General features: G+C 36.2%; 22 protein-coding genes. 19 read left to right on the forward strand and 3 right to left on the reverse strand.

Annotation, left to right across the window (positions count from 1 at the left end; all coding sequences use genetic code 11):
* Positions 1–31: 31 nt before the first annotated feature.
* Complete coding sequence (locus tag ACZ2M0_RS01785; protein WP_490058289.1) at positions 32–745, forward strand: adaptor protein MecA; 714 nt, start codon at positions 32–34, stop codon at positions 743–745.
* 74 nt (positions 746–819) lie between these two features.
* Positions 820–1,662 carry a competence protein CoiA family protein gene (locus ACZ2M0_RS01790; RefSeq protein WP_490058290.1) on the forward strand — a complete coding sequence of 281 codons (843 nt, stop codon included), beginning with the start codon at positions 820–822 and terminating at the stop codon, positions 1,660–1,662.
* Here ACZ2M0_RS01790 and ACZ2M0_RS01795 read toward each other — a convergent pair.
* Positions 1,648–2,268, reverse strand: a complete 621-nt coding sequence (locus ACZ2M0_RS01795) for a DsbA family protein (protein ID WP_490058291.1) — start codon at positions 2,266–2,268, stop codon at positions 1,648–1,650. The two genes, ACZ2M0_RS01790 and ACZ2M0_RS01795, sit on opposite strands and share 15 nt — an antisense overlap.
* Before the next feature lie 73 nt (positions 2,269–2,341).
* Entirely contained in the window at positions 2,342–2,965 is a 624-nt protein-coding gene (locus ACZ2M0_RS01800; protein WP_490058292.1) for a CYTH domain-containing protein, read from the reverse strand.
* Positions 2,966–3,321: 356 nt separating this feature from the next.
* Here ACZ2M0_RS01800 and yjbM point away from each other — a divergent pair, with 356 nt between their 5' ends.
* From yjbM to ACZ2M0_RS01815, 3 genes are read left to right on the forward strand one after another with little or no spacing between them, the layout of a single operon-like run.
* Complete coding sequence (yjbM, locus tag ACZ2M0_RS01805) at positions 3,322–3,951, forward strand: GTP diphosphokinase (protein ID WP_490058293.1); 630 nt, start codon at positions 3,322–3,324, stop codon at positions 3,949–3,951.
* Positions 3,951–4,757 carry an NAD kinase gene (locus ACZ2M0_RS01810; RefSeq protein ID WP_490058294.1) on the forward strand — a complete coding sequence of 269 codons (807 nt, stop codon included), beginning with the start codon at positions 3,951–3,953 and terminating at the stop codon, positions 4,755–4,757. Before yjbM ends, ACZ2M0_RS01810 begins: the two co-directional genes overlap by 1 nt.
* Entirely contained in the window at positions 4,744–5,634 is an 891-nt protein-coding gene (locus ACZ2M0_RS01815) for an RluA family pseudouridine synthase (protein ID WP_490058295.1), read from the forward strand. The genes ACZ2M0_RS01810 and ACZ2M0_RS01815 overlap by 14 nt, the downstream gene beginning before the upstream one ends.
* A 67-nt stretch (positions 5,635–5,701) precedes the next feature.
* On the opposite strand, the gene ACZ2M0_RS01820 is transcribed toward ACZ2M0_RS01815, so the two are convergent.
* Positions 5,702–6,736 (reverse strand): lactonase family protein, encoded by a 1,035-nt coding sequence (locus tag ACZ2M0_RS01820; RefSeq protein WP_490058296.1) that lies wholly within the window; start codon positions 6,734–6,736, stop codon positions 5,702–5,704.
* A 170-nt stretch (positions 6,737–6,906) separates the two neighbouring features.
* Between ACZ2M0_RS01820 and ACZ2M0_RS01825 the strand changes: the two genes are divergently transcribed.
* From ACZ2M0_RS01825 to recA, 14 genes are all read left to right on the forward strand, one after another.
* A complete protein-coding gene (locus ACZ2M0_RS01825; RefSeq protein WP_490058297.1) occupies positions 6,907–9,663 on the forward strand; it encodes a cation-translocating P-type ATPase in 2,757 nt (918 codons plus the stop codon).
* 79 nt (positions 9,664–9,742) lie between these two features.
* Positions 9,743–10,123: a PTS glucitol/sorbitol transporter subunit IIA gene (locus ACZ2M0_RS01830; protein WP_046331851.1), complete on the forward strand. Its 381-nt coding sequence runs from the start codon at positions 9,743–9,745 to the stop codon at positions 10,121–10,123.
* A 13-nt stretch (positions 10,124–10,136) separates the two neighbouring features.
* Positions 10,137–11,363 (forward strand): AI-2E family transporter, encoded by a 1,227-nt coding sequence (locus ACZ2M0_RS01835; RefSeq protein WP_490058298.1) that lies wholly within the window; start codon positions 10,137–10,139, stop codon positions 11,361–11,363.
* 38 nt (positions 11,364–11,401) lie between these two features.
* On the forward strand, positions 11,402–11,959 hold the full coding sequence (locus ACZ2M0_RS01840) for a tRNA (cytidine(34)-2'-O)-methyltransferase (protein ID WP_490058299.1): 558 nt from the start codon (positions 11,402–11,404) through the stop codon (positions 11,957–11,959).
* A gap of 1 nt (position 11,960) precedes the next feature.
* Positions 11,961–12,353: a DUF1149 family protein gene (locus ACZ2M0_RS01845; RefSeq protein ID WP_490058300.1), complete on the forward strand. Its 393-nt coding sequence runs from the start codon at positions 11,961–11,963 to the stop codon at positions 12,351–12,353.
* A gap of 19 nt (positions 12,354–12,372) precedes the next feature.
* Positions 12,373–14,823: an FtsK/SpoIIIE family DNA translocase gene (locus ACZ2M0_RS01850; RefSeq protein ID WP_490058301.1), complete on the forward strand. Its 2,451-nt coding sequence runs from the start codon at positions 12,373–12,375 to the stop codon at positions 14,821–14,823.
* 160 nt (positions 14,824–14,983) lie between these two features.
* Positions 14,984–15,712, forward strand: a complete 729-nt coding sequence (ymfI, locus tag ACZ2M0_RS01855) for an elongation factor P 5-aminopentanone reductase (protein ID WP_490058302.1) — start codon at positions 14,984–14,986, stop codon at positions 15,710–15,712.
* Positions 15,713–15,777: 65 nt separating this feature from the next.
* Complete coding sequence (locus tag ACZ2M0_RS01860; RefSeq protein ID WP_490058303.1) at positions 15,778–16,902, forward strand: helix-turn-helix domain-containing protein; 1,125 nt, start codon at positions 15,778–15,780, stop codon at positions 16,900–16,902.
* A 24-nt stretch (positions 16,903–16,926) separates the two neighbouring features.
* Positions 16,927–17,487 carry a CDP-diacylglycerol--glycerol-3-phosphate 3-phosphatidyltransferase gene (gene pgsA, locus ACZ2M0_RS01865; RefSeq protein WP_223902512.1) on the forward strand — a complete coding sequence of 187 codons (561 nt, stop codon included), beginning with the start codon at positions 16,927–16,929 and terminating at the stop codon, positions 17,485–17,487.
* A gap of 160 nt (positions 17,488–17,647) precedes the next feature.
* Positions 17,648–18,826 carry an ABC transporter ATP-binding protein gene (locus tag ACZ2M0_RS01870; RefSeq protein WP_490058304.1) on the forward strand — a complete coding sequence of 393 codons (1,179 nt, stop codon included), beginning with the start codon at positions 17,648–17,650 and terminating at the stop codon, positions 18,824–18,826.
* A 2-nt stretch (positions 18,827–18,828) separates the two neighbouring features.
* Positions 18,829–19,452, forward strand: a complete 624-nt coding sequence (locus ACZ2M0_RS01875) for an ABC transporter permease (RefSeq protein WP_223902514.1) — start codon at positions 18,829–18,831, stop codon at positions 19,450–19,452.
* A 43-nt stretch (positions 19,453–19,495) separates the two neighbouring features.
* On the forward strand, positions 19,496–20,401 hold the full coding sequence (locus ACZ2M0_RS01880) for an osmoprotectant ABC transporter substrate-binding protein (protein WP_490058353.1): 906 nt from the start codon (positions 19,496–19,498) through the stop codon (positions 20,399–20,401).
* On the forward strand, positions 20,401–21,066 hold the full coding sequence (locus ACZ2M0_RS01885; RefSeq protein WP_045927786.1) for an ABC transporter permease: 666 nt from the start codon (positions 20,401–20,403) through the stop codon (positions 21,064–21,066). Before ACZ2M0_RS01880 ends, ACZ2M0_RS01885 begins: the two co-directional genes overlap by 1 nt.
* Positions 21,067–21,213: 147 nt before the next feature.
* Positions 21,214–22,326 carry a recombinase RecA gene (recA, locus tag ACZ2M0_RS01890; RefSeq protein WP_034977431.1) on the forward strand — a complete coding sequence of 371 codons (1,113 nt, stop codon included), beginning with the start codon at positions 21,214–21,216 and terminating at the stop codon, positions 22,324–22,326.
* Positions 22,327–22,338: the final 12 nt, after the last annotated feature.

A 22,338-nucleotide genomic window follows, 5' to 3' on the forward strand; every position in this document is an offset into this window, starting at 1 on the left:
AGAACAAAGAATCCGGTGGAGGTGAGAACTCATGCAAGTAGATCATATAAACAATAATACGATTCGTGTGAGAATAGGTAAACAAGAATTAGCCAATCGTGGTCTCAAAGTTTTAGATTTACTAGGTGATAAAAATAAAATCCAACATTTCTTTTATTCGATTTTGGATGAAATTGATACTGATCATTCATTTAGTCAAGATGCACCGGTAACTTTTCAAGTAATGCCTAATAACGGTGGGCTTGATTTATTAATCACTAAAGTGACAGAGAAAGATCGTAATAATCTTGCCCAGTTATTTGATAATGATTTTACTGACAACAATAAAAAGAATAATGATGTTCGTAAATCTTTTCTTGACCTTGAACCTGAAGATAAAGACGAAGATTCAAGTGAGCCGGCAGATTCTTCTCAGCCTAAGGTTAAAAAACAGTTTTGGAAATTGCAGAAAAAGCAGGCATATAGTTTTACTGACCTTGATCAGGTAACTGAATTAGCAGACAGTCTTGAAGCAAGTGATTTATGCTCCAGTCTTTATTTTGAACGAGGAAAATTTTATTTAGAACTGATTTTTACTAGTCAAGACTATTCAGAAATAAAGCCCGCTGATGCATGGGCAATTGCAAATGAATATGGTATTAAAGTAAAGACAAGTGAAATGGCTCGCGTGCGAACTAATGGTAAATGTTTGCTAACTAATGATGCATTAGATCAACTGCGGCATTATTTTAGCGGTATTAAATAAAATAACAAAAATAGCTGAATAAAAAGGGCAGGTTAAATCCTGCCTTTTTGCGTACTTATTTTTAGGTGATAGATATGTACGCAGCATTGTTAAATGATACCTTGGTTTTAGCTGTTGAGGAAGCTAAATTGACTAAAAGTAACAACAAAGTAAAGAAACACTATTTTTGCCCTCATTGTGAACGAGAAGTGCAATTAGTATATAAAGATGAGCAGTCCTATTTTAAACATATACCTTCTAAAGTGAACTTATCTGGTGAAAATGAAGAACATGCACAGAGTAAAAGAATACTGACACAAGCACTGAGAGCAGTACATTTTAATGCGCAAACAGAAGTTAATCTTGCTAATGGACAATTGCGAGCTGATATATTAGCAGCTTCAAACTTAGCCTTCGAAATTCAGTGTGCTCCTCTTAATAAGTCAGAATTTCGCCACCGCCATTTTTTATATAGGCAAATAGATGTCAAAGATATATGGATAGTTGGTAAGAGACATTTTTTAAGACAAAACATAAAAAAATCGCAGCTCATTTTCTTTCGCAGAAACAATTTTTGGCGAGAATATTATTTAGAGATTGATCCTTTTAAAAAAATTATGCGGTTAAAATATAACGTTTTGCTTGAGCCACTGACGAATAAGGTTCATTTCCAAGAGGAAAAATTCGATATCAGTGCAAAAGGTTTAAAAAAGTTGTGGCATTTTCAGCCTTCATTACACAAATATCATGTTAATCCTAAACAACAAAGGCGATATCTACAAATGCAGCTTGTACATAAAAGCTTGAAGGGTATGCAAATTGCAAATTTGCTATATAAAAAAAGGCAAACCATAGATGATTTGCCGCCCTGGGTTTTTAACAGTTTTCGAAGAATAAATTCACCAGATAATGTAAGTAAATATTTAAATCAGTCGTAAGTGTCTCGCCGGATAATAGCCCTTTGAGTCACTGGCGATACAACCATTATCCTTAAGAAGCTTTATTAGTTTGTCATGTGCAAGAATGCCTTCTAGCATTACCCCATTGTAATTGCCACTTTCATTAAAGATAACAGTAGTAGGGAAATTACGAATATTGAATTTACGAGCAAGGTCCTTGTCTTGTTGAATAGATTCATCAACATAGTGGGCAATTTTGCGATCATTGATCCGATTAAAATCCAAGTCTAAGCTTTCTGCAATTTGCCTAGGCAAACTTTCTGAATATTTATTAAAATCGGTGCTAATAACACGTTGCAAAGCAACTAAATAAGCACGTGCTTTTTTGTTACCATATTCTATCTTAATTGCATTGTAATGTCGTAAGACCTGAAAAGAGACAATTGTGTATTGCGGTATATCTTTTATTTTCTGTCCACTATTTTTTCTTCTAATAATGTCCTCTTTGATCACTTTTGCATTTATAATTGGAACAAAATGAAATGAAGAGTTGATATTAAGTTCATCAATTGCGTCTTTGATTAAAACTTCTGTATTATAGCAATATATACCAACGGGATTAACAAAAAGAAAAATCTCGAACATGATCAGGCTCCTCCAATACTGATTATCAAGTATAAAAATATTAAATATCTATCCTTTTAAAACTTTCCTTCAATTATATTCTAACACGATGTATGTAAGCGCGTGCAATTTTCGCTTGGTTAGTGTTAGCATAATTTTGTGTAAACTGATATTCTTTTTTTAATTTTGCCAGAGTTTCTGCTATCAAATCTGGATTGCGATTTTCAATCTCAAGTTCAAAATCTTCGTAGTTGTCTGGATAAGTGTTATCGTCAAAAGTTAACTCACAATTTTTAGGTCCATTCGCTAATATGCGATGAGTTTTGCAATAAGTTTGCAAATGAAGGTTTAATTTGCGAGAAAATTTCTGATTCAAATATTTTCCTGCACTATACTTAAAAATTATAGGCGATCCAGCGATCCCCTGCTTGATAAATGCTTTTGCTTCATTTAATTTTAATAAATCATTAATTTCTATCGCTTCATGAAAATCTTTTTGTATGGGATTCTCATTTGGAACCTTAAGAGTTTGCTCTGCGTGGTCAGCAAAAAGCCTAATGCGGCAGCTTATATTAGACTTTTTTAGTAAACCGTCACTGGTGTCAAAATAATAATTTTCCTGGTTAAAGCTGTGTTTGAGTGGAAAATCTTGACAAAGTCTTATATATATAGCCTTAGGTAAAATGATTTTAGCTTCAATTTCATTGTTTTGTGACATTTTATAATACTCCATTCAATATTGTGGCTATCAAAGAATTCCCTTTAACATTTTGTGCCAAAGTCTATATTTATTTTAAAATTTACCTTCTAAAAGTGAAAAGCGACTGCATTTATTTTTTAAAATTCCCTAAATTAGTGAAAAAAAGCGTTAAAGCTATGATAGTATAGCCTAATTGAAATTAATAAATTTATCATATTATTAAAAGGTTTAATGTGCAAGAAATAAGACTCTATAATAACTTTCTTGGTTTCTGTATAGAAAAGTGCCTTTTTATTAACGTAAATGACCACATGAAATTGCTATCATATAATTTATGTTAAAATGAATATGCTGTTTGAGAAAGGGTTATTTCTATGAATTATGATTGGGATAATTTTTTATGGCCATACGAAGAGGCCGTGCGAGAATTAAAGGTGAAGTTTCGTTCTTTGAGACAAAGTTTTTTGACCCAAGGGGAACATTCACCGATTGAATTCGTGGTCGGCAGAGTTAAAACTGTTGATTCAATTAAGGAAAAAATGCAAAGGCGTGTTATCAGTCCGGATGTGATTGAGACTGATATGCAAGACATAGCAGGAATTAGAATAGTCTGTCAATTTGTCGATGATATTTACAAGGTGGTAGACTTAATACATGCACGTGATGATATGGAAGTCATTGAAGAACGTGATTATGTTAAAAATGCCAAACCTTCAGGTTATCGCTCTTATCATATGGTTATTTCTTATACGGTTTACCTGCCAACCGGGTCCAAAAAATTATTAGCCGAGATTCAGATTAGGACTCTAGCAATGAATTTTTGGGCTACTGTTGAGCATACCCTTAATTATAAATATCAGGGTTCTTATCCCAAGGATATTTCTGAAAGACTAAAATCTACTGCAGAAACGGCATATAAACTTGATGAAGAAATGTCTTTGATAAAAGATGAAGTACAAGAAGCGCAGAAGGTTTTTACTAAAAATAAGGGTAAGGAAAAATAATGAGAATTACAATTGCCCATAATACCAATCAAGAAACTTTAAGGGTAGTAGCGCACTTGCGAAAATTGTTAGAAACTAAAGAGGGCGTGGTCTTTGATGCCAAATATCCAGATGTAGTTATTACTGTCGGTGGGGATGGAACTTTGATCAATGCCTTTCACCGATATGAAAATCAAATTAGTTCAATTCGCTTTATTGGCATCCACACTGGACACTTGGGCTTTTATACTGATTGGCGCGGTCCTGAAGTTGATAAAATGGTAGATGCCTTGTTTTTAAGGGAACCTGAATCTGCCAGCTATCCACTCTTAGAAGTAGAACTTTTAACTGAGGCCAATGAAAAGAAACATTTTTTGGCTTTAAATGAGTCAGCAGTAAAGCGCGTATCACACACTCTTGAAGCTAAAGTTTACATTGATGATCAATTATTTGAGAATTTTAGGGGAGATGGTTTATGTATCTCAACCCCAACTGGCTCAACCGGATATAATAAATCGCTTGGTGGTGCAGTGATCCATCCCAGACTCAAAGCATTACAGATGGCGGAAATAGCTTCTATCAACAATCGTATTTTTAGATCCTTATCTTCACCAATTGTACTCGCTCCCGAGCAGTGGATTACCATAGTTCCAAAAGCTGATCACTTTGTAATGACTATTGACGGTCGGCGCATTAACGTTCGCAATGCCAAAAAGGTCAATTACCGTATTTCTACTAAGGAAATCCATTTTGATAGGTTTGGACATACCCATTTTTGGTCAAGAGTGCAAAGTGCCTTTATCGGAGATAACGATGACACTATTTAAAGTTACTGTAGATAAAAAGGCCCCCAAAAAATTGGGGATTTTTTTATTAAAGAATGGTTTTTCAAAAAGAGCTGTCAATAACGCTAAAAATTCAGGTGGAATGATTCTTGTTAATCATAAAAGGCGTTATACAAACTTCATTTTACATACCGGTGATGAAGTGATTTTCATCCCAGGTCAGGAAAAATGTAATCCATGGCTTGTGCCTTCACAAGAACCTCTTGAGGTTATTAAAGAAACTGAAAATTACCTGGTTGTCAATAAACCTGCAGGAATTTTATCGATTCCATCTCGTTATGATGACAATGCATTAGTCAACCAAATTTTAGGTTACTTTGAGCGCAAAAAGAGTATGAATACCAAACCACACATTGTAACGCGACTTGATCGCGACACCTCTGGTTTAGTTTTGGTAGGCAAAAATGCTATTGCTCATGCACGTTTTAGTCAAATTCATAAGGACAAATTTGTTAAAAAATATCACGCAATTGTTCATGGTAACTTTGACTTAGATGAACTAACGGGTATCATTGATCAGCCCATTGGACGTAAGGGAACTTCTATCATGCGTAGTATTGATCCTACAGGTAAGAAGGCAAAAACTGCATATAGAGTGATTGCACAAAAGCCCAATGTCAGCTTAGTAGAACTGCGTCTTTATACTGGAAGAACCCATCAAATTCGCTTGCACATGCAGTATATCGGTCATCCATTATATGGGGATCCATTATATGGGGAAGATGATAATTTTAACAGGCAAGCACTAAATTGCTTTCACTTGGAATTTCCTGATCCGTTCAGGAAAGAAAAGCAAGTCAGTATTGAGGTGCCTGATCCACCTGATATGCAAAAATTGTGGCAGGGTACTCCTAAATAATTTTTTAAAATAAGTACAATAAAAGAGTTGCCTTTATTCAAGACAACTCCTTTTCGTTATCCAAAAATTATTCACTAAAAAGTACGCGAGTACCTTCGGGAACAAAAATATTTTTTTGCACAGGAGTCAAACAGCCATTTTCCGCGTCCCTGGTATATAAAGTAGCATTATCTGAATTTTGGTTGGTTGCCACCACATATTTTTCATCTCTGTCCCAGTTAAAATCTCGCGGAAATTCACCAAAAGTTGAAATTCTCTGACGTAATTGCAGGGTATGATCATCATTAACTGCAAAAACAGTGATAGTATCATGGCCACGATTAGAAGTGTAAATAAATTTACCATTATGGCTAATTTTTATGGCCGCTGCGCCATTGTGATCGGAATAATCATCAGGGATGGTTGAATAAGTGGCAATACTCTTAAATTGCCAATTTGTCTCATCAAACTTGACTAAATTAATTTTGCTTGAAAGCTCACCGACAACATAAAAATAATTACCGTCAGGGCTGAAAACAATGTGGCGACTGCCGAAACCGGGTTCGTTTTGATATTTAGCTAAATGATGCAGCTTATTATTTTTAAAACTGTAAAAATCAACACAGTCATTACCTAAATCACAACTTACAAGATTTCCTTGTGGTGTTTGATCAAAAAAATGCGGGTGGGGGCCATCAGCTTGTTCAGGACAAGGTCCTAGGCTATCTGCAGTGTGAGTCACTGAATCCAAAAAAGTTAACTTGCCCTCATCATCAAATGAGAATACGGCTAATACTGCTGTATGGTAATTGGCAGTATAGAGCAATTTCTTTTTCTGGTTAATGCCAATATAAGCAGGTGACGAACCGGGAGTTAAGTAAGAATCTTTTTCCTGATACTTACCATTAACTAGTTCAAATGAACTGATGCCACCCTTAGAGCCAGCGTTATTAATAGTAAAAATAAGCTTACCATCTTGGACAAAGTATGTTGGACCTCCAACTTTTATTACTTCTTTAGCTGGTCCCATCTGCATTTCTAGTCCGTTTTCAGCAAGTGTGAGTGGTAATTCATAAATTCCCGTTGACTTTTTTTTAGTGTATCCGCCGATTAATAATTTCATGCTTGAAAAGCCTCCAATTTCATTTATAATTGTCTCAATAATTAGTATAGCATGACACGCAATTGTAAAAATATTGAGTGACTTTAACATTTTAAAAAGTGTTAAAGTATGGTGTCGGCTTTATTTATTAGTTTAAAATTGAAAGTTTTGAAATAAGAGGTATGTTGGGAATGGAAGAAAATAAAATTCGAGAGCTTTATGCTAAGAATGATATTTCTGAAGTTTATACTAATCTTCACTCATCTTCTGCAGGCTTAACTTCTGCAGAAGCAACCGCAAGATTGGCTAAATATGGTCGTAATGAAATAAAAAAGTCTCAAGAAGAGTCTGAATGGAAGACTTTTTTTAAGAACTTTATTAGTATGATGGCAATCTTGTTGTGGATTTCTGGAGCTGTAGCGATGTTCAGCGGTACCATTGAATTGGGAATTGCCATTTGGATGGTTAATATTATTAACGGATTGTTTAGTTTTTGGCAAGAAAGAGCTGCTAAAAGAGCCACAGATGCTTTGAATAATATGTTGCCAACCTACGTTCAGGCGATTCGTGACGGTAAAAAAACACAGATTGATGCTAAAGAACTGGTTCCTGGAGATGTTTTTATTCTTCAAGCAGGTAATGCTATTCCAGCAGACGCCAGGCTAATTACTGCCAGTTCGATGCAGGTTGATCAGAGTGCCCTAAATGGTGAATCTGTACCTGAATCAAAAACAACGGATTATGCACCGGGCGAAGGCAGCTACGCGGAAGCCAATCTGGTTTATTCCGGAACAACCGTGGGCTCAGGCACAGCTCGTGCAATAGCATTTGCGACGGGAATGAATACTGAATTTGGTAAAATAGCGCAGTTAACCCAAAAGCAAAATAAAGTCGATAGTCCACTAACCCAAGAATTAAACCGTCTGACGAAGCAATTATCAATAATTGCTGTTTCGATAGGCGTTTTATTCTTGATTGCAGCAATTTTCTTTGTTAAATATCCGTTTGCTAAAGCATTTATTTTTGCTTTAGGAATGATTGTAGCCTTTATCCCAGAAGGATTATTGCCTACTGTAACTCTTAGCTTAGCTCAGGGTGTTAAGCGTATGGCCAAAAAACATGCACTGGTTAAGGAATTAAATTCTGTTGAAACATTAGGAGAAACTACAGTTATTTGTTCAGACAAAACGGGTACTCTAACTCAGAATCAAATGACTATCCATTACATTTGGACTCCTCAAAATGAATATAAAGTTACTGGCAATGGCTACGTCAATAATGGTCAGATTGAATTAAACAATAAGCAGTTGTGGTATGAAGAAAATCCTGACTTGCATAAGTTGGTTCAAATAGCATCTTTGGACAACGATACTGCTGTTCAACCCAGCAAGGTCAAAGGAGGTAAGCCCAAAATTTTGGGCACCCCAACTGAAGCCTGTTTAATTATTATGGCTGAAAAAGCAGGCTTTGATCGGCAAAAAGTTTTGGTCAAATATCCTCGATTAAGAGAACTGCCTTTTGACTCTAATAGAAAGCGTATGTCAACGATTCACCGCTGGAATGATCACCAATATATCATTTTTACTAAAGGTTCATTCAGTGATGTGATTAAGCAGTGTGACCAAATTCAGGTCGATGGTAAAGTTCGCGCTCTGACTGATGATGATAAGAAACGCGCTGAAAAACACAACGCCGACTATGCTGCTAAGGGTCTTCGCAGTATGGCTATGGCTTATCGCATTGTAGAAAAAGAAAATACTGATGTTACCAAGCTAACTATTGAAACAGCTGAGCAGCATTTAGTATTTGTAGGCTTGACCACAATGAGTGATCCACCTCGGCCAGAAATATATAACGCTGTTAGACGTTGTCACCAGGCAAAAATTAAAATTATCATGGTTACTGGGGATTCAAAGCTGACAGCTAAGTCCGTTGCCGTCCAAATTGGATTAACTTCTGACAAGGCACGAGTTATTTCTGGTGATGAACTGGAAAAGATGAGTAATGCAGATTTACGAGAAGCTTTAAAGGGAGAAGTAATTTTTGCTCGGGTGGCTCCAGAGCAAAAATATAAAGTTGTCAAGACTTTACAGGAAAATGGTGAAATTGTAGCTTCTACCGGTGACGGAGTTAACGATGCTCCTGCTTTGAAGCAGGCAGATATTGGTATAGCTATGGGTTTGACTGGTACAGATGTAGCTAAAGATGCTGCTAATATTATTTTAACTGATGATAATTTTGCGTCTATTGTGGCCGCAATTGAAGAAGGCCGTGCCGTTTACAGCAATATCCGTAAATTTTTAACCTATATTTTGACTTCTAATGTGCCAGAGGCCTTTCCATCAATTTTATTCTTGTTTTCTGGAGGCTTGATTCCTTTGCCGATGACTGTAATGCAAATCCTGACAGTCGATTTGGGAACGGATATGTTGCCAGCATTAGGACTTGGTGGGGAAGCTGTTGATCCGGATGTTATGAAACAAGCACCGAGGAAGCGTAATGAGCACCTGCTTAACAGAAGCGTCATTATTAAAGCATTTTTGTGGTATGGTTTGATTTCCAGTGCTATCTCGATTGGTGCATATTTCTTTGTGAATCTCCAAAATGGCTGGCCGCGTGTGCCATTAGCTGCTGATGGTCCAGTTTATATGCGCGCAACGACAATGGTTTTGGGAGCAATTATTTTTACGCAGATTGCAAATGTCTTAAATTGCAGAACAAATAAAGTTTCACTATTTAAGAAAGGCATATTTAGCAACCGGAACATCTGGTATGGCATTATTTTTGAAATACTGCTGTTTTTAGCTTTAACTGTTACTCCTGGCTTGCAGCAGTTATTCAATACTACAAGATTATTGCCAGTTGACTGGTTATTTCTATTCTGTTTGCCAATACCGTTAGTTATTATTGATGAAATTAAAAAATGGCTGCTTTACCATAAAAAATAAAGAAGTAACAAAAAAACCGCCTATATATTAGTTAAGCGGTTTTTGTTATGCTAAAATTAAAGCTTAAGGAGAACAAATTATGAAATGGACAGCAACTATTACAAAAATTGGTAAACAAGCTATTGAACCTAAGGGCAATATGGTAATTTTATTTGGTGAAAATGTCACTCCAGAATTAGTCGATGTTTCGGTTATTCAAAAATTTGATCCCCAAACTCCGCTTACTGGTTTTATTATGAAAAAGGGCGATACAGTTACAATCGATGGCCAGACCTATGTTGCTGACTTTGTTGGCTCCATGGTTGCCAGCGATATGAGAGCTTTAGGTCATGTTACCTTATTTTTTAATCAGAAAAAGTCAAAAAATCCACTGGCTAACGGTGTATATTTCACTTTAGAAGATAAACAGACAATGCCCGAATTTAATATCGGTGATGACATAATATATGAGCATATTTGATTAGGATGATTTGATGGACTACGAGAAGAAACATAAAAAAAGAACCATCTTTCAAAAATGGTTTTTGAATAATCGGTTTAGTATTGCACTACTAAACATTTTGTTGTTCTTCCTTGTGATTTGGTTGTTCAACAAAATATCATTTGTTTTAAATCCCGCTAAGGTCTTTGTAAGTGCGATTCTTCCCCCATTGATGCTGGCTTTGATTCAGTTTTATATTATGAATCCACTGGTAGATATTTTAGAGAGGAAGTTTAAAGTACCAAGGATTGTTACTATTCTTGGGTTATTTGTTTTGGTAGCAGTTTTGCTCGTTTGGATAGTTAATACTTTATTGCCGATTGTTCAAAGTCAAATTAACTCCTTAATTGCGCACTGGCCTCACATCTGGAAGGATGCTACAAATGCCGTACAAAATTGGCTGAGTAATCCCCAACTACACAGTGTAAAGGGCAATATTAATGATGCTATCAATCGTGCACAAGATATGCTCTTTAAATCAGGGCATGAAGCTATCAATGCTACTTTAAGCAATATTTCTTCAGCAATAAGTGTTGTGACTATCATCGTTATGACTCTGCTTACTGCACCTTTTATTCTTTTCTTTATGTTAAAAGATGCTCATAACTTGCGCCCATATTTAACCCAATTTGCACCGAAACGTTGGCAAAAAAGTTTTGGTGAGCTTCTTTACGATATTAATACTGCACTGGCATCTTATATTAGGGGTCAACTTACTGTTGCCTTTTGGGTCGGAATCATGTTTGCCATTGGTTACAGTATCATTGGCCTTCCGTATGGCATTGCCCTTGCCGTTTTAAGCGGTATTCTTAACCTTATTCCATATTTTGGTACTTTTATTTCCTTTATACCTGTAATCGTGATTGCTATTATGCTTTCTGTGCCAATGGTAATTAAAGTTTTGGTTGTTTTCGCAATCGAACAGACCATTGAATCAAGAGTTATTAGTCCTTTGGTAATGGGAAACAAGATGGAGATGCACCCGGTAACCACTATTTTGTTATTGATAGGCTCAAGTTCTGTTTGGGGACTTTGGGGCGTCATTTTTGGTATTCCAATTTATGCTATTTTAAAAATCATCATTTTGCGTGTTTATAACTATTACCGTAAAGTTTCTCAAGTTTTCAAAGAAGATGAAGATGGGGAAAACTTACCAGTTGCGGCTGAAAACCCGAATAATTTAAGCAAGGGATCAGTAGAAAAAAAGTCAAAAAAATAATTCTTATTTGTTAAAAAATTCAGTGAAGGAGAAAAAGATTGACAAATCACGTAGTGTTATATGAACCACTGATGCCGGCTAATACTGGTAACATTGCTCGGACTTGTGCTGGAACTAATACAGTTCTTGATTTAATTGAGCCTTTAGGTTTTCAAATTGATAATAAAAAAATGAAACGAGCGGGTTTAGATTATTGGGATAAAGTTGATGTTCACGTCCATGAAGATCTTAACGCATTCTTGCGACAACTCGGTTCACAAGATGAAATGTATCTTATTTCTAAGTTTTCTTCCAAAAATTATGCGGAAGTAGATTACACAGATTCTACGAAAAATTACTACTTTGTATTTGGTAAAGAAACAACTGGTTTACCAGAGACATTTATGCGAGAATATTACGAGCGCAATTTAAGAATACCAATGTCGGATAATATTCGTTGTTATAATCTAGCTAATTCAGTGGCAATTGTTTTACTAGAAGCTTTGCGCCAGCAAGGTTTTCCCGATTTAGAAACTAGCCATCATTATGAAAATGATAAATTAAAAGATAACTACAATCGCCCTGAACGGTATGAAAGAAATTTAGGAGGAAATTAAAATGGAATTTGAAAAAGAAACTCCTGTTATTGTCAAAAATTTTCATTATGATATTAATGAAGAGCCGGAAACTAAAGATCAGGTAAATTTTGGCTTGAAAAAGGTCGAAAAACAAAATGATGATGGCACAACTGATGCTGGTACTGACGGCAATTATTTTGATGTAACCGTTGTTTTTGACGTAGCACCTGCGCCAGGAGATTTTTCTGTAAGTGGAATGATTAGTCAGATCGTTAAAATTAAAGATTATTTTGGTGATGGCAGCGATCTGGAAAAGACAGATTATAAGCTGCTTAGTCGGCCATTAGTTGAATATATTGAAACCCTTACTTATGAAGTTACTCAAATTACTTTGGATGAACCAGTTAATTTGAACTTCCAAGCAAATTTTTAATTGTTGATTAGGTAGTATTATGCCTAAAAAGAAGAGGAGAAAAACCACTAAATCTCATAAGAAAAATCAGGATACTGGAATTACCTGGGCAATTGTTGGACTGATACAAATTATTATTTCAGTTTTGGCATTTGTTAAATATGGCATTTTAGGTAAACAAGTTGCTAATATTTTTCGTTTCTTCTTCGGAGATTCCTATTTATTAGCAGCTTGGATTTGCATTATTTTTGGTCTGGTCATGCTAATTTACAACAAGCCGATGCACTTTAAATTTAAACGCAGCTGTGGCCTGTTTTTTGCAATACTCGGATTTTTATTAATTCAGAGCAGCGTTTATTTTGAAAGTGAATTTGTAAATAATGCGTTTATGAATGCATTCTGGCATGAAATATCTGCCGAATTTGGCCGAATGGCTGTTACCAAACATGTTGGTGGAGGAGTCATTGGCGCATTATGTTACCAAATATTTTATCCCTTACTAGGCCATATAGGATTGCGTGTAGTTGCGATTTTATTGATTCCATGCGGCATTTTAATGTTCTTTGATGTAAAGTTTGCCACGATAATCCAAAAATTTCAGCAGGTTAGTCAGCTTTTTATTAATAAAAATAAAGCGGCCGGCACGAAAATAAAAAACAAATACGGTTCCTTCAGAGAGAAAAAGCAGCAGAAAATCTCTGAGAAACAATCTCAGAATTCACAGGAGACGTCGACTTCTAAAAATATGGTTTTTCCCGATGTTGATGATTTTGCCGTAAATGACCAGTCTTCTGAGGGATTTGCAGATAATCAGGATATTGACGATGCAGTTGCAAATGAATCTGAATTTGGTGATATGCCAGAGCATGCTCCAGTTGAGCCACAGATTCAGGTGGCCAGTCAAAATGATAGTCAAAAAGGGAGAAAAGCAACTAGTTCTAGTAGCAATTTACCCAAATCACATTCTTTTGCTGAAGAAGATAGAAAAATTAAGCAAGAATTAGGATCTATAGATCATGGCGAACTTAAGCAAGACCAAAAAGTTAGTCCAGACTATCAAAAGCCACCCATAGCCTTACTTGATAGCATTAAGAACATTGACCAAAGTACTGATAAGGCTCTCATTCGCAAAAATACGCAAATCTTGCAGTCTACTTTTAAAAGTTTTGGAGTCAAAGTAATAATTAAAAAAGCGATTTTAGGACCTACAATTACACGGTATGAAGTTCAGCCGGCTGTTGGGGTTAAAGTTAGCAGAATTGTAAATTTAGCAGATGACTTGGCTCTGGCCTTAGCTGCAAAAGATATCAGAATAGAAGCACCTATACCCGGCAAGCCATATATCGGTATAGAGGTGCCTAATAAAAACACTTCGGTCGTTGCTTTTAAAGATGTAATGCAGAGTCAAGATAATAAAGCTAAGAAAGATCCTATGCAAGTGCCTTTGGGCAAGGATGTTAGCGGACAAACGATTTCAGCTGACTTAACTAAGATGCCTCACCTTCTCATTGCTGGTTCAACAGGTTCTGGGAAGTCTGTTGCCATCAATACCATTTTAACGAGTATATTAATGAAGGCACTGCCGGATCAAGTTAAGTTGATTTTAATCGATCCTAAGATGGTTGAACTTTCTGTTTATAATGGTGTTCCACATTTGTTGATACCAGTAGTTACAGATGCTAAGTTAGCTGCGAATGCTTTAGGCAAAGCTGTTAAGGAAATGGAACGGCGCTATAAACTATTTGCTGCAAGTGGTGTCCGTAATGTGGGTGAGTTTAATGATAAGGTTCAACTTAATAATCAAGATAAATCTAAGCCTGCAATGAAACCATTACCATATATTTTGGTCGTAGTTGATGAGCTTAGTGATCTGATGATGGTTGGTGGGCGCGATGTTGAAGGTGCAATTGTCCGCTTAGGGCAAATGGCTCGTGCTGCAGGAATTCATATGATTCTGGCTACTCAAAGGCCGAGTGTTGATGTTATTACCGGTTTAATTAAGGCAAATGTACCATCGCGCATTTCTTTTGCTGTTTCAAGTGGTATTGACTCGAGAACAATTTTAGACCAAACTGGTGCCGAGAAACTGCTCGGCAGAGGAGACATGCTGTACATGCCGGTCGGAGCCTCTAAGCCTGAACGTATTCAGGGTGCTTATGTTTCTTCTAGTGAAGTTGAGAAAATAATTTCGTGGGTAAAGAAGCAACAAAAGCCTGAATATGACCAAGGTATGATTCCGCAAAAAGGTCAAGAAAATTCTGAGAAACAAGATGACGAACCAGAAGATGAATATTATGATCAGGCTGTTGAACTGGTCAGACAGCAACAAACAGCTAGTGTGTCACTCCTACAAAGAAAGTTTCGCATAGGATATAATCGTGCTGCCCGAATTGTTGACGCGATGGAAGAAAAAGGCATTGTAGGACCGTCTGAAGGTTCAAAACCTCGTCAGGTATTATTACCGCCCAAAAAAGATGAAAGCAAAAGCTAATTTTTAAGAAAGTTTATCGTGTCGCTTTATTAGTTCAAACTTGCCAAAAAATAATGTTAAAATATAATCGAATATGAATGCATAACTGGATTTATTTTTTAAAAATAGTTTAGCTATATGGTCATCTTCATACAATTTAAAAATAAAAGGAATGTTTTAATTGCAGCGAGCGCTTGTATTTGGTGCAACAGGAGGCATTGGTCAAGCTATTTGTGCTGACTTAGCCCAAGCTGGTTGGTCTCTTTATGTTCATTGCAGTCAAAATTGGCAAAAAGCCTATACTATGGCTGAAGGAATGAGTCAGAAATATCCTGGTCAGGACTTTATTCCTATAAAATTGGATTTTTTGGCTAAAAATGATGAGTTAAAAGAATTTGTGAATAATCTTTTGCCAGTAAATGCTGTGGTATTTGCTCAAGGGATTACAGATTATAATTTTGTTAGTAGTCAAAATATGGCAAAAATTGATGATGTTTTGCATATAAATTTGGCTACACCAATTAAACTAACAGGATTATTAGAGCCTCATTTGATAAAAAATGATTATAGTCGTATCGTTTATTTAGGTTCAGTTTATGGTGGTTCAGGTAGCGCTATGGAAGCTGTCTACAGTTCTTCTAAATCTGGCCTTGAACGTTTCGCACAAGCATATTCCCGTGAAGTCGCTTCAGCTAATCTCACGGTGAATGTTGTAGCACCAGGTGCAGTCAACACAGCAATGAATTCAATATTAGCACCTGAAGCAATGGAAGAAGTTAGAGGCGAAATACCTGTTGGACGTTTAGCAGAAGGCAAAGATATTTCCTATTGGGTTAGGACTCTACTTGATGTGAATTCTGGATATTTAACTGGACAGACCATTTATGTTAGTGGTGGCTGGCTCATTTAAATGTAAAAATAATATGTAGTATATGTTATACTCAAAGAGTAAATTTAGAATTTAAAGAGGTAACTATGGCAGATATCGGAGATAAATTACGCAGTGCCAGAGAGGCTAAGGGACTTTCAATTGAAGATATTGAAAAAGCAACCAAAATTCAAGGCAGATATCTGACGGCAATTGAGCAAAACGATTTTGATAAACTTCCTGGAGATTTTTATGTAAGAGCTTTTATCAGACAGTATGCCCAGATAGTCGGTTTAGATGGTAAAAAGCTGTTAAGTGAATACCATGAGGATATACCTAAGGCCGAGCCTGATGAATTTGTCGAAGATTCGATTGACAACAAAAGTGAAGAAGTCCGTAAAACAACTAGTAGCAAGAAAAAAATATGGCAGGATTACCTGCCGCGAATTATTGTTGGCTTAGGAATAATAGTCGTTGTTTTGGTATGCTATGTTGTTTATGCCCACTTTTCTTCTAGCCGCAATCAAAATAACAATACTGCTGGGGATGTATCTGTTTCTTCAGATAATGGCAAACGGCGTCAAAAGGTAAAAAAACCTAAAAAGAAAAGCGTTAAAATCAAAGAATTAGCGGCAAATCAATTTCAGATTACTGGCCTAAAAACTAATCGCAACTTAGTCGTGCGAGCTGGTGATCAGGCTACTACAGTTTCTATTGCAATGAATGGAGTTAACCAAAGTGGTCAAACGCTGACTGCTGGTCAAAAGCATACACTAAGGATTCCTGAAACTGCTCAAACAGTTGTCGTTACATTCAGTAATGCTATTGGAACTTCAATTACAATCGGTGGTAAGAAAGTTCCTTATAATTCTCAGAATTCGAATCTCACTTTGACTTTCTATATCGGTAAACGTCATAGCAGTCAGAGTAATCAAACTCAAAATGGTCAGAATAATTCTGGAACCACTAATTATAATTCTGAACATAGTAACTCAAATCATCAAAATCAGAGTCATAATCAAACTGGCGGTCATAGCAATAACGATAATACTAATGACAATAATCATTCTAGTTCAACCAATAACCAAGAAGATAATCAAAATAATAACCAGAGTAATCAAAATGGTCAGTCGAGTCATGACGGCAATCAGTCAAATAATAATGATCACAGTAGTGAATCTGGTCATTCTGGAAGTAATTCTTCCAGTGGGAATGAAAATAATGAAAGATAACTATTTTGGGAGGAAAAGTTAAGAATGAATTTACCTAATAAGTTAACGGTTTTTAGAATATTATTAATACCAGTTTTTATGTTAATTGTCATTTTTGGTGGCGATGCCAGCGTTAAAGTAGCAGGAACAACTGTTTATTGGAAATTAGTCATTGCTGCTGTTGTTTTTGCAGTTGCATCTGCAACCGATTGGTTTGATGGGCATATAGCGAGATCACGTAATCTAGTTACCAATTTTGGTAAATTTGCAGACCCGCTCGCAGATAAAATGCTGACTATGACTGCTTTTATAATGTTAATTTCGCTAAATCTAGCTCCAGCATGGGTCATCGCAATTATAGTTTGTCGTGAATTGGCAGTAACAGGTTTGCGTTTAATATTGGCAGAAAATAAAGGCCAGGTTATGGCTGCAGCTATGCCCGGTAAGATTAAAACAACTTGCCAGATGCTATCAATTATTTTCTTGTTAATCGGGGACTTCTATCACATAGGAACAATTTTGTTATACATTGCATTAATTTTTACCATTTACTCAGGTTGGGACTATTTCCACAGCTCATGGGATGTTTTTGAAGGTTCAATGTAAATTTAATGATAGGTTAAATTAGGAAAAAGCACTACTATAAGTGGTGCTTTTTTGTGCATGATTTTAAATATAAAAGTCTGCAAAAAATGCTGATTGTTGATTAAGTTACATTTACTTGTTAGGATTAGATTTAGGGAATATTGGAAAAGGAGGAAATTTTATGGTAGAAAAAGTACCAGCAGTTGAATTTAGGGATGTATCAAAAATATATCCTAAGATGAAAAATGCAGCTGTAAAACATATTAGTTTCAAAATAGAAAAAGGTGATTTTTGCTGCCTGATTGGTACCTCCGGTTCAGGAAAAACCACTTTAATGCGTATGATAAATCGCATGAATAGTGTGACTAAGGGTGAAGTGCTTGTTGAGGGCAAGAATGTCAAAAGTTTTAACCCAGTTAATTTACGGCGGCATATAGGTTATGTTATTCAAAATAATGGATTAATGCCTCATATGACCATCAGAGAAAATATTATTCTAGTACCCAAATTACTAAAGTGGCCTAAGGACAAGCTGGCTGGTGAGGCGCAAAAGCTCATAAAAATGGCTGAATTACCTGAGTCATATTTAGACAGATATCCTACAGAGTTATCAGGCGGTCAGCAACAAAGAATTGGAGTTGTGCGTGCATTAGCGGCAAATCAAAATTTGATATTAATGGATGAGCCCTTTGGCGCACTGGATCCAATAACTCGTGAAAGTTTGCAGAATTTAATTCAAAATTTACAAGTGCGATTAGGCAAAACAATTGTTTTTGTTACTCATGACATGGATGAAGCATTAAAGCTTGCAACTAAAGTAGTTGTTTTGCATGATGGGCAATTGATTCAAGTAGGAACACCTGACCAGATTCTACATCATCCTGCAAATGACTACGTTAAGAGCTTGATTGGTGAAGAGCGTTTGTCAGAAGCAAAATATGAAACTGTAAAAGTTAAAAACGTGATGTTGACTAACCCAACTAAAATTGATTTAGGAGCTTCGCTCACTGACGCTTTAACCATGATGAAAGAGCATCGAGTTGACACGCTTTTAGTTGTTGATAATGGCGACCACCTTAAGGGCTACATTTCAATTGATGATTTACAAAGGAATTACCCTAAAGCAAGCAGTGTCAGTGATATTTTGATTACTAAACTGGGCACTGTCGGTCCTGAGGAATATCTGCGTGATAATTTTAGTCGGATTATGAGTCGGAATAAGAGTTACATTCCTGTAACGGATTCAGACAAAAAATTAGTAGGTATAGTCACCCGTGCGAGTTTAGTAAATGTTGTTTATGAAAAAATTTGGGGCGATAAAAGTCGCTTGCAAAATACTTCAGAAAAAGAGGCGAAATAATAATGTCAACCTTTTTTGCACAACATGGTTCAGAATTATTAGTAAAAACTTGGCAACAAATATATATTTCTGCTATTTCTTTAGGGTTAGGAATAATAGTTGCAGTTCCCTTAAGCGTGGTATTAATGAAATTTAAGCGAATTGCTAAAGTGGTAATAGCAATAGCCAGTATGCTGCAAACTATACCGGCTTTGGCTTTGCTGGCAATCATGATACCGTTTTTTGGTGTTGGCAAAGTACCAGCAATCATTGCTCTTTTTCTTTACAGTTTAATGCCAATTTTACGTAACACATATGTAGGACTAACTGATGTTAATCAAGATACAATTGACTCTGCTCGGGGGTTAGGCATGACTAATATGCAGCTTATTTTAAAAGTTGATATTCCTTTAGCTATGCCCGTAATTATGGCAGGAATCAGACTTTCTGCTATTTATGTGATTGCCTGGGCAACTCTGGCTTCGTATATCGGAGCTGGCGGCTTAGGAGACTTTATTTTTAACGGACTTAGCCTCTATCAAACGGATTTGATTTTTGGAGGAACGATTCCAGTAATCATTTTGGCACTTCTTACGGATTACCTACTGGGAAAGCTGGAACGTAAGCTGACTCCAAAGGGAATATAAGGAGGTGTTCATCGTGAAAAAGTATTTGCAAAAAATATTGTTGATGATAACCACCTTGCTCCTAATGCTTACTACTAGTGCTTGTGGGTTACCTGGACTTTCTGATAGTGAGGGCAGTGAAAAAAATATTAGAATTACGGCACTGACAACAACTGAGTCGCAAATTATGGCTAATATTGTTGCCCAACTAATTGAGCATGAAACGTCATATAAAACCTCTATTGTTAATAATTTGGGGTCTGCACCTATGCAGCACCAGGCTTTGTATCGTCATGATGCTGATATTCAAGCAGCTGCGTATGATGGTGGCGAGTTAACAGCTAATTTGCTGCTACCTGCGATTAAAGATTCCAAAAAGGCAAATGATACAGTTCGCAGAGAAGTAAAAAAGAGATGGGACCAAACCTATTTGCATACCTATGGTTTTGCTAATAATTATGCCTTTATGGTTAGAGCAAAAGATCAAAAGAAATATCATCTTTATAAAATTTCAGATTTAAAGAAAGTTAAAGACAAATTTTCTTTTGGTGTAGCATCCGAGTGGGTAAATGCTCCAGGAGTGGGTTATCCAGCTTTTCAAACAGCTTACGGTATGACTTTTGCTAAAGCCCATCCTATGAACATTGGTTTAGTTTATTCTGCTTTGAATAGTGGGAAAATGGATGTTATTTTGGGCTATTCAACAGATGGTCGAATTGACAGCTATAATTTACATCTCCTAAAAGATGATAAGCATTTCTTTCCACCATATAATTGTGGGATGTTAATTAATAATTATTTATTGCGTGAGCATCCTGAATTAAAACCGATACTAAAACGCCTAGTTGGCAATGTGAGTGTACATGATATTCGTAAAATGAATTTTCAAGTTGATGACAAGTTGCTTGAGCCGTCTATTGTTGCACATCAATTCTTAGTAAAGCATAATTACTTTAAGGGGGAGAAATAATGTCTCATTTATCATTGTGGCAGCAATTTATTTATTATTATGTCCATAATGGCAGTTATGTACTAGAACAATTTAATCGTACTTTTCTCATTTCAATCTATGGGGTCCTATTCGCTGCAATTATAGGTATTCCAGTGGGAATTTTTATTTCTCGCAATGGTCATTTAGGTGATTTTGTTGTTGAAATTGCCAACTTTATCCAAACAATTCCATCTTTGGCTCTGTTGTCCATTGTAATGATTGGCTTGGGCTTGGGCGTTATGACTGTTATTGTAACTGTTACGCTTTATTCACTTTTGCCTATTATTAAAAACACATATACTGGTATGAGTAATGTTAATAAAAATGTTATTGATTCCGGTAAAGGAATGGGTATGACAAAGTTGCAGCTGCTTTACATGGTCCGTTTGCCCCTATCAATGTCAGTTATTATAGCAGGTTTAAAAAATGCTTTAGTTATAGCTATTGGTATTACATCAATTGGTTCGTTTGTAGGTGCTGGCGGTTTAGGAGACATTATTATTCGCGGCACTAATGCTACTAACGGCAGTGCAATTATACTAGCCGGAGCTCTTCCTACAGCATTAATGGCAATTTTAGCAGACGTCATTTTGAATTTTTTGCAGAAAATATTACAACCAAAGGGATTAAAAAAGGCAAACTAAAAAAGTTTTTGGCAATTTTTACGTAATTATTATTGTGAATAAAATTAATAAACATTTGTTCGCCTTTTTTCTTGCAAATATACACTAAAGCAAAGTATAATTATTACGTATTAAAATAATGAAACTATTTATAGGAGGACAAGAGTCTTGGCCAAAGATGAAAAACAAGCTGCGTTGGAAAATGCACTTAAGAAAATTGAAAAGAATTTTGGTAAAGGCGCCGTCATGCGTATGGGCGATAAAGCCGACACCAAAATTTCGACTGTTCCTTCAGGTTCGCTTGCTCTTGATGCGGCCTTGGGAGTTGGCGGCTATCCCCGTGGTAGAATTGTAGAGATTTATGGACCAGAGTCTTCTGGTAAAACGACAGTTGCTTTACATGCGGTCGCTGAAGTGCAAAAAAGAGGTGGTACCGCTGCTTATATTGACGCTGAAAATGCCATGGATCCTGCTTATGCAGAAGCACTAGGTGTTGATGTTGATTCATTAATTTTATCCCAGCCAAATACTGGTGAAGAAGGATTACAGATTGCGGATACATTGATTACGAGTGGTGCGATTGACATTTTAGTAGTTGATTCAGTTGCTGCACTTGTGCCACAAGCTGAAATTGATGGCGAGATGGGTGACAGTCATGTCGGACTGCAAGCTCGTTTAATGAGTCAAGCATTGCGTAAACTTTCAGGTAATATTAATAAGACCAAAACCATAGCAATTTTTATTAATCAAATCCGTGAAAAAGTTGGGATTATGTTTGGTAACCCTGAAACTACTCCAGGTGGTCGCGCACTCAAGTTTTACGCCACTATTCGACTTGAAATTAGAAGAGCAGAAAAAATTAAACAAACTGGTGGTGAAATCACTGGTAATCGCGTAAAAATCAAAGTTGTTAAAAATAAAGTTGCTCCACCTTTTAAAGTTGCCGAAGTTGATATGATGTACGGCAAAGGTATCTCTCAAAGTGGTGAACTTCTAGACATGGCAGCTGACAAGGACATTATTGCTAAAGCAGGTTCTTGGTATTCATATCATGATGAACGAATTGGGCAAGGACGAGAGAATGCCAAAAAGTATCTTGAAGATCATCCTGATGTTTATGATGACGTTCAGAAACAAGTTCGTCAGGCTTTCGGCATTGATGAAGAATCTGTAGCTGAAAGGGAAGATCCGGAAAAAATAAAAGAGAAAAAAGCTAAGAAAGTTGCAAGCAAAGAAAAGGAAGCTTCTGATAAAAAAGAAGCTGACAGCAAAAGTAGCTAACTATGAGGAAAT

The organism is Lactobacillus sp. VURO6/B1 (VP7), from assembly GCF_058139575.1.

Coding starts and splice junctions, on each gene's coding strand:
- ACZ2M0_RS01885 (WP_045927786.1), top strand. CDS start 20,401: ATGTCTCATTTATCATTGTGGCAGCAATTTATTTATTATTATGTCCAT.
- ACZ2M0_RS01800 (WP_490058292.1), bottom strand. CDS start 2,965: ATGTCACAAAACAATGAAATTGAAGCTAAAATCATTTTACCTAAGGCT.
- ACZ2M0_RS01870 (WP_490058304.1), top strand. CDS start 17,648: ATGGTAGAAAAAGTACCAGCAGTTGAATTTAGGGATGTATCAAAAATA.
- ACZ2M0_RS01860 (WP_490058303.1), top strand. CDS start 15,778: ATGGCAGATATCGGAGATAAATTACGCAGTGCCAGAGAGGCTAAGGGA.
- ACZ2M0_RS01820 (WP_490058296.1), bottom strand. CDS start 6,736: ATGAAATTATTAATCGGCGGATACACTAAAAAAAAGTCAACGGGAATT.
- ACZ2M0_RS01835 (WP_490058298.1), top strand. CDS start 10,137: ATGGACTACGAGAAGAAACATAAAAAAAGAACCATCTTTCAAAAATGG.
- ACZ2M0_RS01795 (WP_490058291.1), bottom strand. CDS start 2,268: ATGTTCGAGATTTTTCTTTTTGTTAATCCCGTTGGTATATATTGCTAT.
- ACZ2M0_RS01790 (WP_490058290.1), top strand. CDS start 820: ATGTACGCAGCATTGTTAAATGATACCTTGGTTTTAGCTGTTGAGGAA.
- ACZ2M0_RS01815 (WP_490058295.1), top strand. CDS start 4,744: ATGACACTATTTAAAGTTACTGTAGATAAAAAGGCCCCCAAAAAATTG.
- yjbM (WP_490058293.1), top strand. CDS start 3,322: ATGAATTATGATTGGGATAATTTTTTATGGCCATACGAAGAGGCCGTG.
- ACZ2M0_RS01880 (WP_490058353.1), top strand. CDS start 19,496: ATGATAACCACCTTGCTCCTAATGCTTACTACTAGTGCTTGTGGGTTA.
- ACZ2M0_RS01830 (WP_046331851.1), top strand. CDS start 9,743: ATGAAATGGACAGCAACTATTACAAAAATTGGTAAACAAGCTATTGAA.
- ACZ2M0_RS01810 (WP_490058294.1), top strand. CDS start 3,951: ATGAGAATTACAATTGCCCATAATACCAATCAAGAAACTTTAAGGGTA.
- ACZ2M0_RS01785 (WP_490058289.1), top strand. CDS start 32: ATGCAAGTAGATCATATAAACAATAATACGATTCGTGTGAGAATAGGT.
- ACZ2M0_RS01845 (WP_490058300.1), top strand. CDS start 11,961: ATGGAATTTGAAAAAGAAACTCCTGTTATTGTCAAAAATTTTCATTAT.
- ACZ2M0_RS01875 (WP_223902514.1), top strand. CDS start 18,829: ATGTCAACCTTTTTTGCACAACATGGTTCAGAATTATTAGTAAAAACT.
- pgsA (WP_223902512.1), top strand. CDS start 16,927: ATGAATTTACCTAATAAGTTAACGGTTTTTAGAATATTATTAATACCA.
- ACZ2M0_RS01825 (WP_490058297.1), top strand. CDS start 6,907: ATGGAAGAAAATAAAATTCGAGAGCTTTATGCTAAGAATGATATTTCT.
- ACZ2M0_RS01850 (WP_490058301.1), top strand. CDS start 12,373: ATGCCTAAAAAGAAGAGGAGAAAAACCACTAAATCTCATAAGAAAAAT.